Origin of the sequence: Corynebacterium sp. UMB9976, from assembly GCF_030212265.1 — a bacterium.
Taxonomy (GTDB): domain Bacteria; phylum Actinomycetota; class Actinomycetes; order Mycobacteriales; family Mycobacteriaceae; genus Corynebacterium.
In genome coordinates this window covers 44870-59011 of sequence record NZ_JASODY010000005.1, presented here as the reverse complement: position 1 = coordinate 59011, position 14142 = coordinate 44870, and the positions used below count along the sequence as shown (strand labels likewise).

The window sequence follows — 14142 nt, the reverse complement described above, 5'->3', positions numbered from 1 at the left end:
CATGACCACCACACTCACCTCTCGGTCCTCGCTGCGCTCCCGGCTGACCGGCCGATCCCGCCCGCGGAAAGCGGGCTGGGGCGCGGTCGTCTCCGGGCTCATCGTTGTCATCGCACTGGCCTGGGCACTCGTGCCGGGGCTGTTCGCCTCGGGAGACCCCGTGAACTCCGGTAGCACCGCCCCGCTGCTGCCGCCGAGCACCGAGCACTGGTTCGGCACCGACGCCGTCGGCCGCGACCTCTACACCCGCGTGGTGTGGGGCACCCGGCAGTCCCTGCTCGGGGCGCTCGTCGCGGTTCTGCTCGGCATGATCATCGGCACCCTGCTGGGTGTCATCGCCGGGTCCTCCCGCGCCCGGCGCGGCTCCAGCACAGGTGGTAAGGGCAGCTGGGTGGACACGCTGATCATGCGCATCGTGGACGTTCTGCTCGCCATCCCGGCCCTGCTGCTTAGCCTCTCGGTGATCATCGTGCTGGGTTACGGCTCGATCAACGCGGCCATCGCCGTGGGTATCACCAACGTCGCGATGTTCGCCCGGCTCGCCCGCTCCGAGGTGCTGGGCGTGGCGTCCTCCGATTATGTCGAGGCCGCCTACGCCTCCGGCGGCACCCGTGCCTCCGTGCTGTGGCGGCACGTCCTGCCGAACTCGCTGACCCCGGTGCTCGCGCTGGCGGCCCTCCAGTTCGGCAGCGCCATCCTGCAGCTGTCCACCCTGAGCTTCCTGGGCTACGGTGCTCCGCCACCGACGCCCGAGTGGGGCCTGATCATCGCCGAGGGCCGGGACTTCATCGCCACGTCCTGGTGGCTGACCGTCCTTCCGGGCCTGGCCATCGTCCTCGTCGTCCTGGCGACCAACCACCTCAGCACCGTCCTCCGCGACCGGGAAGGAGCCCACTCATGACCACCCCATTGCTGAAGGTCACCGACCTCGCGGTCACGTACAACTCCGCCCACGGCCCCGTGCACGCGGTGACGGATGTGTCCTTCTCCGTCGCCCCCGGTCGGGTCACCGCCATCGTGGGAGAATCCGGTTCCGGAAAATCCACCTCCGCCATGGCGACGATGGGGCTGCTGCCTGCCAACGCGTCGGCGTCCGGAAAAATCGAGCTCAATGGGCAGGACCTAAACCGCATCACGCAGCAGCAGTGGCGCGGCGTCCGCGGCCTGAAGATCGGGCTCATCCCGCAGGACCCCGGAACCTCGCTGAACCCCGTGAAGACCATCGGCGACTCGGTGGGCGAGGTGCTGCGCATTCACCGCCAGGTGCTGGGCAATCCCAGCACACAGGAGCGCCGCGCAACCGTCATCGAGCTCCTGGACGCCGTGGGCATCGATCAGCCCGAGCTGCGCTATGACCAGTATCCGCACGAGCTCTCCGGCGGCATGCGGCAGCGCGCCCTCATCGCCGCCGCGCTGGCTACCGAACCGGACCTCATCATCGCCGACGAGCCCACCAGCGCCCTGGACGTGACGGTGCAGCAGACGATCCTGGACCTCATCGACCAGCTGCGGGAGGACCGCGGCATCGGCGTGCTGCTCATCACGCACGACCTCGCCGTGGCCAGCGACCGGGCCGACGAACTGGTGGTCATGCAGTCCGGCCAGGTCAAGGAGGCCGGGCTCACCGGCCGCATCCTCGGCGATCCGCGGCACCCCTACACCCGCCGGCTGCTCGCTGACGCCCCTGGGCTGACGAGCCCGGTGCATCAGCCGGCGCGGGCCCGGAAACATGCGGGAGCCAGCACCCCTGGGACCGCTGGCCCCGAGACCGGCGCTCCCGGCAGCGAGGTGGAGCCCGAGGGGAAGGCCCCCGCCACCCGCGCGGCACGTGGCTCCAAGGCACGTAGCTCCGAGCCATGCGGCTCCAAGGAGCCCACTCCCCCGCTGCTGCGCGTTAGCTCGATGAGCAAGCGGTTCCACCCCGCCCGCGGCCAAGAGGCATTCACTGCGGTCGACGGTGTGAGCTTCTCTGTCGCCCGTGGCACCACGCACGCGATCGTCGGGCAATCGGGTTCCGGCAAATCCACCCTCGCCCGCATGATCTGCGCCTTCGAGGATCCCAGCGCGGGGGTGGCCTACCTCGAGGGCGCTGCCATCAACGAGCTCGTGGAGAAGGACCCGCGCCAGCTGCGCCGCAGGGTGCAGATGGTCTACCAGAACCCCTATGGTTCGCTCGACCCGCGCCAGTCCATCGGTTCGGCGATCGCCGAGCCGCTGCGCAACCTCAGCTCGCTCTCACGGACCCAGATCCGCGCGAAGGTCGCCGAGGTGCTGGACCAGGTCAGCCTGCCCGAGGCGCTGGCCAACCGGCGTGCCGGGGAGCTCTCCGGCGGACAACGCCAGCGCGTGGCCATCGCCCGAGCGATGGTCCTGGAGCCGGAGCTATTGGTTCTCGACGAGGCCGTGTCCGCGCTGGACGTCACCGTCCAGGCCCGCATCCTGGAACTGCTCGACGAGCTGCAGGAGGAGCTGAACCTGACCTACCTGTTCATCTCCCACGACCTCGCCGTCGTCCGGGAGATCAGCGACACGGTCAGCGTGATGAGCAAGGGCCGCCAGGTCGAGCTGGGCTTCACCGAGGAGATCTTCAACGATCCGCAGCACGACTTCACCCGTCAGCTGCTGCGAGCCATCCCGGGCCAGCGTTACCGCGAGGGCGTGTTCAACCTGGGGCTTTAAGCTCGCGAACGCTGGTGCTCCCCTCCGTGCGCCCCGTCCACCTGCCACAGCGGATCCGCCCCGCGCCCTAGCGGGACATTGCGATCCGCAGTGCGGAACGTGCGGCGGCGTCCGTCTCCTGGAAGATCACCGGGTCCTCCCCCACCTTCGGTGAGTTCGTCATATCGGCCCGAACCTCCCGCAGCGGCACGCCCAGCATGTGCACCCTCGGATCGCGCTGACCCGACTGGCCAATAAGCAGGCCCGTTTCCCGGTCCACCTCCGGGGCGCCAGACAGGGAGCCATCGCCCCAGGCCCAAGCCCGCATCCGGGACTGTGCCAGCAACTGCCTGCTCAGCGGGCAGGCCGTGTGCCGCACATCCGGGTCGTGGATCAGCGCCTCGATCAGCACAGGCGCGCACACCTCCTCCCCCGTCGTCGCGGAAATGACCCGGAACGCCGGGACCTCCTCGTCCACGGTGAGCTCCGGTTTTGCGCCAAGGAAGCGCACCATCCCGGCGTCGATGAGCGCGAGCAGCTCGGCGGTGCGGAAGGCCGGCGGGCCCACGCTCACCATCTGGGCGATGCTGCCGAAGAGCGCGTATTCCTCCTCGCGGGAGGCCTGCGTGAACCGCCCCGGCTCGTCGACCAGGGCGATCCGCTTCATCGCCGCCCCGAAGCTGAATAGCCCCATCTTCACCGGGGATTCCTCGCCGCGCTGCGCCTCCCGCCAGTCGCCGAGGAGGTGTTCGAACAGGCTCCGGGTAAAGGAGTCGATGCTCAGCTCCTCGCCCGCTGCCTCCGCCTTGTCCTCAAGACGAGCGACCGGGTCGTTCTCCCAGGGGATGTTGAATCGCTTTTCCGGGTCCACCAGCCCGTCCAGGCGGGTGTCCTCGTGCATGTTCAGCGGGTCGGTGGCCGGGTCGTCGATGACCTCGGTGACCTTCGTCAGGACGTCAGGTTCGGCCGCCAGCAGAACCCGGTAGTAGGCATCTTGTGCGTCGCGCAGCAGTGCTGGCCACAGCGTGTCCCCGAAGTCCAGGCTATTGGGGTCCAGCGGAATATCGAGCTGGGCGATCGCCTCGTCCAGGCGGCGCAGCTCCGCGCGCGGCGGCATTCCCGAGAACTCCGGGCGGGGCTGATGCGGGTAGCCACGGCCCGCCATAGCCAGGATCTGCGGTTCCCGCCCGGAAGGTTGGTAGCGCAATCCCGCTGGCGCGGTGGCGTCCGGTATGAAGGCCCCGCCACGGCCGAGCGTGAGCATGGACATGGCGTCGAAAAATCCCATGCCCAAGCCCCGGATCAGGATCTCCTGGCCGGACTCCTCCCAGCTGGGGATGGCAGAGAAGTCCTGATCAGCCGGGTTATTCGGCGCAACCCACTCCAGCTGCTCGTGCTTGGCCGCGGCAGCCGCGAGTTCCTGCTCCTCCGGGGCGAGATCCGTGTCCAACCAGCCCAGGGCGAGCACCGTCGCGTGCGCATGCAGGCGGGTGCCGTCCGCGAGTTCGATGGTGTCCGTGCCGTCTGCCGCTGCTTCGATGCCCACCGCCTTCGAGCGGTGCACCGTCACCTCGATGGCCTCGGGTACCATGCCCAGCACCGCGGAGAAGACCCAACGCAGGTACTCGCCGTACAGGCCCCGCGGCGGGTGCGTATTCGGTTCGGCCTGCTGGATGTTCTGCGCCCGGTGGTCCAGGGGCTGGACCGGGTGGCGGGAAAACAGCGCTGCCTTCGCCCCACGCGGGTCGCGCTGCTCCCCCAGCTCCTCGCCGCGAAGCAGCATGATCCACTCGTACATGGTCGGGCCTTCGAAAACCGGGGATGCCACGCTGGAGCCCGGCTCCGGGAACAAGGTCACCGCGTCGGCCAGCGTGTTCATGCACAGGTCGAAGTTCTGGTCAGTGCGCCAGATGCGTCCCGCACCGGGCTGGACGTCGTCCACCACGGCCACGGCCAGGCGCTCGGGTGCCGCACCCTGCTCCGCCAGCTCCCGGTAGGTAGCCACGATCCGCTCCAGCACGGAAATCCCCCGTGGCCCGGCCCCGATGATCGCGATCCTGCGCTCAATACTGCTCATGGCCCCACCCTACGGATGATCCCGATCACGGCGAGGCAGCGCCATACTAAGCGAGATAATAAAAGCCCTGGCCACACGGGCCAGGGCTATGAGGAAACGGAGTACAGAGTTTTAACGGGGGCGACGCTCGCAGCCGACGCCGTCGTTGTCACGGTCAAGGTGGGAAGCGTAGCCCGCCTCGCCGCGGCGGATCGGGCGGCCCAAGTCGTTCCATACTGCACGGCAGTTCTGGTAGTAGCGGGACTGTGCCGGACGCGGCGCAGGTTTCGGCGCAGTTCGCTTCGGCGCTGGCTTTGGCGCAGCGCGCTGTGGTACCGGCTTCGGCTTTGCCGCCTGCTTCGGGGCCTGTTTAGCGGCTGGCTTCGCAGCCGGCTTTGGGGCAGGCTTCGGCGCCGGTGCCGGGCCCGGGATGATGCCAGGCAGCGGGTTGGGCACCATGCCAGCCTGGATCGCCCACAGGCCGCCGCCGATAACCGCAGCGATGGCCGCGATGCTGCCGATGACGATGCCCGCGATCGCGCCCTTGGAGAGCCCTTCCTTCTCCTCATCCTCGGAGGAGGATCCCCCGGACCCGGTGGTGGTGTCGTCGGTGTTGCCCTGGCTCGAGGAGGAGCCGAACAGACCGGACTGGCCCTCGGTGTTGTTAGTGTTCGCCGAGTCTTCATTGGCTTGAATGAGAGCCGCAGGCGAAGCAGGAGCCGCCTGGGCGACTGGGGTGAGGCCGCCGGTCAGCACGGCAAGCGCCGCTGCCAGCGAAATGACAGTTTTTCTCATGGCATAACAATCACCCATTTGTATTTGGGACACAACTTACCCGTGGAAAACCTCTCCCCGAGGGCCTTTTCACCTACCCCCGTCACCCCCTTTCCCACCGTAAAGGGCGAAATAACCACCGATTCCCCCCCCCGCGTCACGCGCCCGTCCCGCGTGCTGAAGCAGCCCCGACATAGCCCCCGCGCCCAAGCGAGTAGAGTAAACAGTTTGCATCCGCCCCCCCTGCCCGAAGGAAGGTTTTTCACCGCGTATGTCTGCCACCAACACCGCCACCGCCGCCGATTGGCTCGAGGGCGCCCGCCCGCACACCTGGGCTAACGCCATCGCCCCGGTGCTGGCCGGAACAGCAGCCGCGGTGACCACCGGCGGGGCGTCCTTCCCGCGGGCGCTACTCGCCCTCGTGGTCGCGCTCGCGCTGATCATCGGCGTGAACTACGCGAACGACTACTCTGACGGCATCCGCGGCACCGACGACGACCGCTCCGGCCCGCTACGCCTCACCGGCTCCGGGCTGGTGGAGCCCACGCTCGTGAAGTACGCCGCCTTCGCCTGCTTCGGCGTGGCCGGGGTCGCCGGAATCCTACTCAGCCTGCTGAGCGCCTGGTGGCTGATCCTCGTCGGCGCGGCCTGCATCGCGGGCGCCTGGTTCTACACCGGCGGCAAGAACCCCTACGGCTACCGGGGCCTGGGCGAGGTCGCGGTGTTCATCTTCTTCGGCCTGGTCGCAGTGCTCGGCACAGAGTTCACGCAGTCCGGGCAGATCACCTGGCGCGGGCTTGGCCTGGCTGTGACGATCGGCGCGCTCTCCTCGTCCGTGAACCTGGCCAATAACCTCCGTGACATCCCCACCGACTCGGTCACCGGCAAGATCACCCTCGCCGTGCGCCTGGGAGATGCGGGCACCCGCGCGCTGTGGCTGAGCCTGGTCGGCGGTTCCGTGGTGCTCACCATCGCGCTGGCACTCGGTCAGCTCGCTGCCCTGCTGGGCCTGCTGGCAGTGCCGCTGTGGGTGCTGGCCTCCGGGCCGGTGCGCAAGGGCGCGCAGGGCAAGGGCCTGATCCCGGTACTGGGACTCACCGGCCGCGGCATGCTGTTGTGGTCGGTGATGATGCTGGTCGCAGCGTTTATCTAGCCATCTAGTTCACTCCGACGCTGCTCCCCCGCTGCGCACTCACCTGCACAGCTCCAGCCGCACTGTCCGCCCCGCTGACCCCCGCTGATCCTCGCTGCTCTAGTCGTGCAGACGGTCCTGCAGCTGCTCCTGCAGCTGGCGCTTGTGCTCGCGCCGCGCGGAATCCCACTCCGCCATCTGCGCGGTCACCCGCAGCCGCAGATTCTTAAACATCATCATGGACAGCGGCAGCGCGAGGATGAGCGCCAGCAGCGCGCTCATCAGCAGCGGGAAGAAGTTCGCCATCCCCAGCAGGATCACGATCGAGTGGATCACGAACGTCAGCACCAGGAACAGCACCAGCCGCAGGAATCCGTATAGCAAAACATCCCGCCAGGCCTTCGAGCCGAGCTTCGGCTTCTGCCCGGGTGGCCCCGGCAGCGCTGGTTCAACCTGGGATGGGTCTTGCGGATTCTGCTTATTAGTCACGCCGTCCAGCCTACGGTCACTGCTTCGCTGGGCACCAATTGCGCTTTAGTTTTAGGACGTCACCCCGGCCCGCCACCGTATTCCCGCCGCTGTTCTCCTACCCACCGAGCCCGTGAGGTGGCTAGAGTCGAGGGGAGAAACTACGCCGATTTTTATGCCTTGAAGGAGCATCGCACCCTTGGGTCGCCTCATTATCCTGATCCTCGTCATCATCACGATCGTGATGTTGTGGAAGGCCTTCGGGCCGGGCAGCGGCAATTCTTCCTCAGTGGGCCAGCTGGGCCGCCGGCAGAATAAGCAGCTCGAGCAGCGGCCTCGGGCGAAGGGGCCGGACGACGACCCGGACTTCCTGTGGAATATCGAGAAGGAACGCTTCAAGAAGCGCCGTGAGAAGGAACGCCTGGCCGAGGAAGAGGCCGAGCGCGAGAAGCGGGAGCGCCTCCGCCGCCAGCGGGACGAGGACCAGCAGGACCCGCCCGCCCAGGACTAGGCCCGGCCGCGTTAAATCTCCACCCGCGGGGAGCGCCCCGTGCGGTAGTGGTCGATGAGCAGGAAGAGGTTATCCCAGCGCTTGTAGAGCTTCGCCCGCTCCAGCAGGTCCTCATCCTCGAAGACCACCTGCGGATCTGCCACGTCCTCCGCGGCCACCCCGGCGTGGTCGAAGATCCGCTTCGTCAGCCCCGGCGCGATCGTCTCGAAGTGGGCGTAGTCCAGCGCCGGATCGCCCACCGTCATGTCAGAAAAGTCCAGCACGCCCACGCCCTGGTCGGGTAGCCACAGCAGGTGCTCCCGCGAAAGATCCCCGTGGGTCAGGCAGCGCCGCAGGTCCGTGCGGGCCAGCATGTCGTCCACCTCGGCCATGATGCCTTCGGCGCGGGCGTACTCCGCCGCGGAGAGCTCGGGTTTCAGCACCTCGACCATGCGGTGGCGCATCACCTCGTGCTTGCCCGGCAGGGTTCGCTCTGTGTAGTTCAGCCCGTGCTGCGCCCCCTCGGTGGTCGGGCTGATCGGCACCCCGCCGACCTCGTGGACGCCCGTCGCGTCACTCTGCCCCGGGCCGTCGGCCCACCAGCTCTCCAGGTTGCTGGCCGGCGGGAGGCTGGAGTTCATCGTGTGCATCGCCGCCAGCAGGCTGCCCAGCTGTTCGATGACGAGTTCCTGCTGCTCCGCGTTCATCTGCTGCCAGACGTTCGCGTCCAACGGGGTGCCGTCGATGACGGAGAGCAGAGTCACCCGGATACGCCGCTGGTTGCCAGTGAAGCGGCGCGGCACGTGGGCCTGGCGCACCGTCTGCGGCAGGCGGGCGTTGGAGCGGTGCCCCAGCGCCGCGATCACCCCGGACTCCCGGGAGGCCTGCAGGCGGTAGGCCTCGGTGTAGGGTGCGCGGACGATGACGCGGTTCGGGACCATGTCCGCGAACTCTCCCTCGTCGCTGCGTACCCCCTCCAGCAGGATGACGGCGTGGTCCATGCCCTGCTTCGGCAGGAGGATGTTCTCCCAGGCCAGGTCCTGCCAGATCAGCTTGATGAAGATCGGCAGGGTCTCCGGGCGCAGGTCCTCACGGCTGTAGTCGTGCGCGACCTCCGCCCTGTCGATGTTGCCGGTGCGGATGTCCTCCGCGCTCAGCTTGCCAATGGGCTGGAAGTTCCCGGAAGAAAAGCCGTCTTGCTGCTCTGTCACTCTCGTTGCCTCACTTTTCCCATTCCGCCTGGGCGCATAATTGCCTCAGGTATTGACCATAGGGGCTGGCCCCATGCGCGTCGGCGTTATCCCGCAACTGCTCGTCGCTGATCAGCCCCATGCGCCACGCGACCTCCTCCGGGCAGCCGACCTTCAGGCCCTGCCGCTTCTCGATCGCGCCGACGAAGTCGCTGGCGCCGTTGAGGTCGTCGATGGTGCCGGTGTCCAGCCAGGCCGTCCCGCGGGGCAGCACTTCCACGTGCAGGCGGCCTTGCTCCAGGTAGGCCTGGTTGATGCCGGTGATCTCCAGCTCACCGCGCTCGGAGGGCTGAAGCTGCTTGGCGATCCCCACCACGTCCGGGCCGTAGAAGTACAGCCCCGGCACCGCATATGGGGAGCGCGGCTTCGCGGGCTTCTCCTCGATGGAGATGGCCTTGCCGGTCTCGTCGAAATCCACGACCCCGTAGGCGGTGGGGTCTGCGACGGCGTAGCCGAAGATCACGCCGCCGTCCGGCTCATTAAAACGGCGCAGCTGGGTGCCCAGGCCGGAGCCGTAGAAGATATTGTCGCCCAGCACCAGCGCAACCGGCTCGTCGCCGATGAAATCCTCACCGATGATGAAAGCCTCCGCCAGCCCGCGCGGGGCTTCCTGCGTGGCGTACTCGATGCTCACACCGAAGCGGCTGCCGTCCCCCAGCAGTTCCTGGAAGGCCCGCTCGTCGCGTTCCGTGGTGATCACCAGAATCTCGGTGATCCCCGCCAGGATCAGAGTGGACAGCGGATAGTAGATCATCGGCTTGTCGTAGACCGGCACCAGCTGCTTCGACACGCTGAAGGTGATGGGCCACAGCCGCGAGCCGGTGCCACCGGCCAGAATGATTCCGCGCATACTTGCCTAGCCCTCCCCGTGCTCGCCGTAGCTATCGGCGAAGTCGAGGGCCTCGGACCACTCCCGGCGCAGCTGCTGCTCCCAGCCGCGCGCCTCCTGCCAATCAGCCAGGCGCGCGTGAACCTCTGCGAGGGCCGGGGCGGCGGCGTCCTTATCGGAAAGAACCGCATCGGCACGCTCCACGCCCCAGTCGATGCCCAACTCCGGGTCGAAGGGATCCACCCCGAACTCCCGATCCGGATTATAGGCCTCGGTGACCAGGTAATTCAGCACCGCGGTCTCGGAGCGGGCGGCGAAGCCGTGACCCACCCCGATCGGCACGTGCACCGCGTAGTTATTCTCCTCGCTGAGGGTGATCTTGACGTGCTTGCCGAAGGTCGGGGAACCGACCCGCAGGTCCACCAGCACGTCCACAACCTCCCCGGCCAGGCAGCTGACGAACTTCGCCTGCCCCGGTGGCACCTCGGCCAGGTGGATGCCCCGCACCACGTCCCGGCTGCTGCGGGAGACATTCGCCTGCGCGACGTCGAAGGGGTAGCCCAGGTGCTCGGTGAACTGGGCGGCGCGGAAGCCCTCGTGGAAACTGCCGCGAGCGTCCCCGAAAACCCGCGGGGCGAAGAGCCAGGCGCCGGCGATCGGAAGGTCGACGATGGCTGGCTCGGTGGCCGAGTCCAGGGGACGCAAGTCAACAGGCAGCTCTGCGGTACTCATAGCCCATACTTTAGCGTCCAGCCCGGACAGACAGCCGGTGCGGTGCGCGCCAGGCAGCGCCCCCGGGTTGTCGCACGCGCGAATTTTTCCATAACCTCTCCGAAGTGTTTAGCCTTTGCTAACTTTCAGCGCATGGATTCTCCCAACCGTTCAGAAGACCGGCGCATTCTTGGCGCCACCCTCGTCGGCACGACCATCGAGTGGTACGACTTCTTCATCTACGCTCAAGCCGCCGGCCTCGTGTTCGGTACGCAATTCTTCGCCCCCGCGAGCAGCGATAACCCCAGCCTCGCGCAGGTTTTCGCCTGGGCATCGCTGGGCATCAGCTTCCTCTTCCGCCCGCTCGGCGCCGCCATCGCGGGCCACCTGGGCGATCGCATCGGGCGCAAGAAGGTGCTCGCGGGCACCCTGATCCTCATGGGTATGGCCACCACACTGATCGGCGTGCTGCCGACCTACGCCGCCATCGGCATCGCCGCTCCCCTGCTGCTTGTCTTCCTGCTCATCCTGCAGGGACTGTCCGCGGGCGGCGAGTGGGGCGGGGCCGCTCTGCTCGCCGTGGAGCACGCACCGAAGGGCCGCCGCGGGCACTTCGGCTCCTATCCGCAGATCGGCGTGCCCACCGGCCTGGCACTGTCCACCGTGGTGCTGCTGGCCATCACCGCGATCATTGGGCAGGAAGCCTACCTCGACTGGGGTTGGCGCATCCCATTCCTGCTGAGCTTCGTGCTGGTCATCGTGGGCGTCATCGTGCGCGCCAAGGTCGCCGAGTCCCCGGTGTTCCAGGAAATGCGGGAGCGTGCCGCTGAGTCCAGCGCCCCGTTGGGTGTGCTGCTGCGCGACCACTGGCGCCTCGTGATCCGCGCGGCGCTGATCTTCTCCGGTAACAACGCCTCCGGCTATATGATCATCGCCTTCATGGGCTCCTATGCCACGAAGGAGCTGGGCCACGATCAGGTCAGCGTGTTCCTCTGGGTGGTCGTCGCCGCCCTGGCGTGGATCGTGCTGACGATGTACTCCGGCGGGCTTTCCGACCGCATCGGCCGGGTGCAGACCTTCCTCTGGGGCTACGGCATGCTCATCGTGATCGCGGTGCCGGTGTGGTTCCTCATCGACTCCGGCTCGCTGTGGATCTTCGGCATCGGCATGCTGCTGTTCATCCCGGGCCTGGCCCTCTCCTATGGCCCGCAGTCTGCCCTCTACGCGGAGATGTTCCCCCGCGAAGTGCGCTTCTCCGGTGTGTCCGTGGCCTATGCCCTGGGCTCCATCCTGGGTGGTGCCTTCGCACCGATGATCTCCCAGATGCTCTTCAACCGCACCGGGATGATCTGGACGGTCGGCATCTACCTGATGGTGATCTGCCTGATCTCCGTGATCGCGCTGCTGCGCACACCCCGTAACCTCGCGGACGCCGAGCTCTAAAGCGCACCGGCTACCTGCCCCGCAAGCCACGAGCTTGCGGGGTTTTTCTATCCCAGCAGCTTTTCCGTTTGCCCGTAGCGGCGTTCCGCCGCCGCGCGGGTGTCCTCCCACCACTGCTGGTTCTCGCGGTACCAATCGATCGTCGCCGCCAGGCCCGCGGCGAAGTCGGTATACCGCGGCTGCCAGCCCAGGCCTTGCATCGAGGACGGGTCGATCGCATAGCGGCGGTCGTGCCCGGGGCGGTCGCTCACCCAGTCGAAGTCATCCGGCTCCCGGCCGAAGGCCGCCAAAAGGTCCCGCACGACCTGCAGGTTATTGCGCTCCCCGTCCGCGCCGATGAGGTACGTCTGCCCCAGCTCGCCGCGGTCCATAATCGCCCAGACCGCGTCGTTGTGGTCGTCGACGTGGATCCAGTCGCGGACGTTATCCCCCTTGCCATACAGCCGCGGCCGCTGCCCCTGCAACAGGCCGGTGATCTGACGCGGGATGAACTTCTCCGGGTGCTGGCGCGGACCGTAGTTATTCGAGCAGTTACTGATCGTGGCCTTCAGCCCCAGGCTGCGGACGAAAGCGCGCACCATGTGGTCAGCCGCCGCCTTGGACGCCGAGTAGGGCGAGGAGGGCTGGTACGGGGTCGTCGGGGTGAAGCGTTGCGGATCGTCCAGTGCCAGGTCCCCGAAGACCTCATCAGTGGAGACGTGGTGCAGGTAGACACCGTGACGCACCGCAGCCTCGGCGAGGTGCACCGTCCCATCCACGTTGCTGCGCACGAACAGCGCCGGATCCAGCAGGGAATTATCGTTGTGCGACTCCGCCGCGAAGTGGACGATGGCCAGCGCGTCGGCGTCCGGAACCTCGGCGGCGACCTCGTCGACCAGGGCGAGCACCGCATCCCGGTCCGCGAGGTCCAGCTGCGTGAATCGGAAACGCCCCGGATAGGCATCCTCCAACGGGGTACCGTCCGTGGTGCACAGGTTCAGCGGGTTGGCGGCATAGGTCATCGCGTCCACGACGTGCACGTGCACATCCGGGCGGGTGGCCAGCGTGCGGTGGACGAAGTTCGCCCCAATAAAACCGGCACCGCCGGTGACCAGCACGTGGGTCAACCGGCGGTGGGGCGCTGCCGCTTGGTTAGCGGTTTGAGCGGTCACGAGGAAGCGTCACACTCCAAGCGTGGTTTCTAGGCGGTGGTTTAGTTCAGGCCAGCGTAGGAGTGCAGGCCGGAGACCACCATGTTGATGAAGAAGAGGTTGAAGACCATCGTCGCGAAAGCAATGACGTTGATCCAGGCAGCCTTGGTGCCACGCCAGCCCGGGGTTGCGCGGGCGTGCAGGTAGGCGGCGTAGAGGATCCAGGTGATGAAGGAGACCGTCTCCTTCGGGTCCCAGCCCCAGAAGCGGCCCCAGGCGGCGTCGGCCCAGATCGCGCCGAAGATGATGCCCAGGCCGAAGATCGGCAGGGTCCAGATCGCACTGCGGTAGGCCAGGGCGTCCAGCTTGGAGGCATCCGGCAGCGGGGAGGCGATGGCTCCGAAGAAGCCCTTTTCCTGCCCCTTCGGGTGCCAGCGGCGCAGCAGGTACATCAGGGAAGCCATGCCGGAGAGCAGACCGATGCCGCCACCGATGGAGACGGTGGAGACGTGGATGACGAACCAGTTGGACTGCAGGGCCGGGACGACCGGGGCGGTCTCCGCGTAGAGCTTCGTGCCACCGTAGAACAGCAGCAGGGTCACCGGGGTCAGCACCCACGGCCACATCACGCGCATCGAGCGGCGGTTGATCACCACAGCTGCGGCCACCATGGCGAACAGGGTGACGACCGCGACGTACTCGAAGAGGTTGCCCCACGGGAAGCGGTTCGCGGACATGCCACGCAGCACCAGGAATGCGGCGTGCACGGCGATGGCCAGCCACACCAGCGCCTGGGTAATCCCACCGAAGGTATCCGCGCGGTTCACGCGCTGCAGAATCGTCTCGGCGCGCAGCCCCGCCGGCAGGTTCTCCTCGTCCAGAGAGGAGGTCGCGATGCCGGAGACGTCTGCCGCGCCGTCGTCCCCGACCTCATCGGCAGCGACGTCGGTGGTGGCCGCACCGGGTGCACCAGCACCCACCGCCACCTTCTGGCGACGCTTCGCCTCCTGCGGCGTCGCCTCGTTCTTCAGCACCCGGGCGCGCTCACGGCGAGCGTCGTTCGCCAGGCGGACCAGCCCGTAGTAGAACAAGGACACCGCCAGGGCGAGCAGGTACAGCACCACCGTGGTCTTGTACGCCAGGTCAGAAAACAGCGCGAGATCTTGATTAATCTGCATGGATTATTTCGATTCCTCAACGG

Annotated in this window: 13 protein-coding genes; 5 read left to right on the top strand and 8 right to left on the bottom strand. The window is 67.3% G+C overall.

Annotated elements, in window-relative coordinates; genetic code table 11:
- Position 1 precedes the first annotated feature (1 nt).
- Both QP140_RS04195 and QP140_RS04190 read left to right on the top strand, forming a co-directional pair.
- Positions 2–901, top strand: a complete 900-nt coding sequence (locus QP140_RS04195; protein WP_284758366.1) for an ABC transporter permease — start codon at positions 2–4, stop codon at positions 899–901.
- Positions 898–2679 (top strand): dipeptide ABC transporter ATP-binding protein, encoded by a 1782-nt coding sequence (locus QP140_RS04190; RefSeq protein ID WP_284758364.1) that lies wholly within the window; start codon positions 898–900, stop codon positions 2677–2679. Before QP140_RS04195 ends, QP140_RS04190 begins: the two co-directional genes overlap by 4 nt.
- A gap of 67 nt (positions 2680–2746) precedes the next feature.
- Here the strand turns inward: QP140_RS04190 and QP140_RS04185 are convergent, their stop codons facing one another.
- Both QP140_RS04185 and QP140_RS04180 read right to left on the bottom strand, forming a co-directional pair.
- Positions 2747–4735, bottom strand: coding sequence for an FAD/NAD(P)-binding protein (locus QP140_RS04185; RefSeq protein ID WP_284758362.1), 1989 nt, complete (start codon positions 4733–4735; stop codon positions 2747–2749).
- 111 nt (positions 4736–4846) lie between these two features.
- On the bottom strand, positions 4847–5509 hold the full coding sequence (locus QP140_RS04180) for an excalibur calcium-binding domain-containing protein (RefSeq protein ID WP_284758360.1): 663 nt from the start codon (positions 5507–5509) through the stop codon (positions 4847–4849).
- 250 nt (positions 5510–5759) lie between these two features.
- On the opposite strand from QP140_RS04180, the gene QP140_RS04175 reads away from it, so the two are divergent.
- Positions 5760–6641 carry a 1,4-dihydroxy-2-naphthoate polyprenyltransferase gene (locus QP140_RS04175; protein WP_284758358.1) on the top strand — a complete coding sequence of 294 codons (882 nt, stop codon included), beginning with the start codon at positions 5760–5762 and terminating at the stop codon, positions 6639–6641.
- A 99-nt stretch (positions 6642–6740) separates the two neighbouring features.
- Here the strand turns inward: QP140_RS04175 and QP140_RS04170 are convergent, their stop codons facing one another.
- Positions 6741–7109: a DUF4229 domain-containing protein gene (locus QP140_RS04170; protein WP_083317941.1), complete on the bottom strand. Its 369-nt coding sequence runs from the start codon at positions 7107–7109 to the stop codon at positions 6741–6743.
- A gap of 178 nt (positions 7110–7287) precedes the next feature.
- Between QP140_RS04170 and QP140_RS04165 the strand changes: the two genes are divergently transcribed.
- Positions 7288–7599 (top strand): hypothetical protein, encoded by a 312-nt coding sequence (locus QP140_RS04165; protein ID WP_284758355.1) that lies wholly within the window; start codon positions 7288–7290, stop codon positions 7597–7599.
- An 11-nt stretch (positions 7600–7610) separates the two neighbouring features.
- On the opposite strand, the gene QP140_RS04160 is transcribed toward QP140_RS04165, so the two are convergent.
- From QP140_RS04160 to rfbC, 3 genes are read right to left on the bottom strand one after another with little or no spacing between them, the layout of a single operon-like run.
- Positions 7611–8789, bottom strand: a complete 1179-nt coding sequence (locus QP140_RS04160; protein ID WP_284758352.1) for a phosphotransferase family protein — start codon at positions 8787–8789, stop codon at positions 7611–7613.
- Positions 8790–8799: 10 nt separating this feature from the next.
- Positions 8800–9678, bottom strand: a complete 879-nt coding sequence (gene rfbA, locus QP140_RS04155; protein ID WP_148791758.1) for a glucose-1-phosphate thymidylyltransferase RfbA — start codon at positions 9676–9678, stop codon at positions 8800–8802.
- Between the two features lie 6 nt (positions 9679–9684).
- Entirely contained in the window at positions 9685–10389 is a 705-nt protein-coding gene (gene rfbC / locus QP140_RS04150; protein WP_284758350.1) for a dTDP-4-dehydrorhamnose 3,5-epimerase, read from the bottom strand.
- Positions 10390–10431: 42 nt separating this feature from the next.
- Here rfbC and QP140_RS04145 point away from each other — a divergent pair, with 42 nt between their 5' ends.
- On the top strand, positions 10432–11811 hold the full coding sequence (locus tag QP140_RS04145) for an MFS transporter (protein ID WP_284758348.1): 1380 nt from the start codon (positions 10432–10434) through the stop codon (positions 11809–11811).
- 47 nt (positions 11812–11858) lie between these two features.
- On the opposite strand, the gene rfbB is transcribed toward QP140_RS04145, so the two are convergent.
- Both rfbB and ccsB read right to left on the bottom strand, forming a co-directional pair.
- Complete coding sequence (gene rfbB / locus QP140_RS04140) at positions 11859–12962, bottom strand: dTDP-glucose 4,6-dehydratase (RefSeq protein WP_284758346.1); 1104 nt, start codon at positions 12960–12962, stop codon at positions 11859–11861.
- A 41-nt stretch (positions 12963–13003) separates the two neighbouring features.
- Positions 13004–14119, bottom strand: coding sequence for a c-type cytochrome biogenesis protein CcsB (ccsB, locus tag QP140_RS04135; protein WP_070758568.1), 1116 nt, complete (start codon positions 14117–14119; stop codon positions 13004–13006).
- Between the last annotated feature and the right edge of the window lie 23 nt (positions 14120–14142).

Bases quoted from the DNA above. Each gene is read 5' to 3' on its own strand.
- QP140_RS04195 (WP_284758366.1), top strand. From the start codon at position 2: ATGACCACCACACTCACCTCTCGGTCCTCGCTGCGCTCCCGGCTGACC.
- QP140_RS04190 (WP_284758364.1), top strand. From the start codon at position 898: ATGACCACCCCATTGCTGAAGGTCACCGACCTCGCGGTCACGTACAAC.
- QP140_RS04185 (WP_284758362.1), bottom strand. From the start codon at position 4,735: ATGAGCAGTATTGAGCGCAGGATCGCGATCATCGGGGCCGGGCCACGG.
- QP140_RS04180 (WP_284758360.1), bottom strand. From the start codon at position 5,509: ATGAGAAAAACTGTCATTTCGCTGGCAGCGGCGCTTGCCGTGCTGACC.
- QP140_RS04175 (WP_284758358.1), top strand. From the start codon at position 5,760: ATGTCTGCCACCAACACCGCCACCGCCGCCGATTGGCTCGAGGGCGCC.
- rfbA (WP_148791758.1), bottom strand. From the start codon at position 9,678: ATGCGCGGAATCATTCTGGCCGGTGGCACCGGCTCGCGGCTGTGGCCC.
- rfbC (WP_284758350.1), bottom strand. From the start codon at position 10,389: ATGAGTACCGCAGAGCTGCCTGTTGACTTGCGTCCCCTGGACTCGGCC.
- ccsB (WP_070758568.1), bottom strand. From the start codon at position 14,119: ATGCAGATTAATCAAGATCTCGCGCTGTTTTCTGACCTGGCGTACAAG.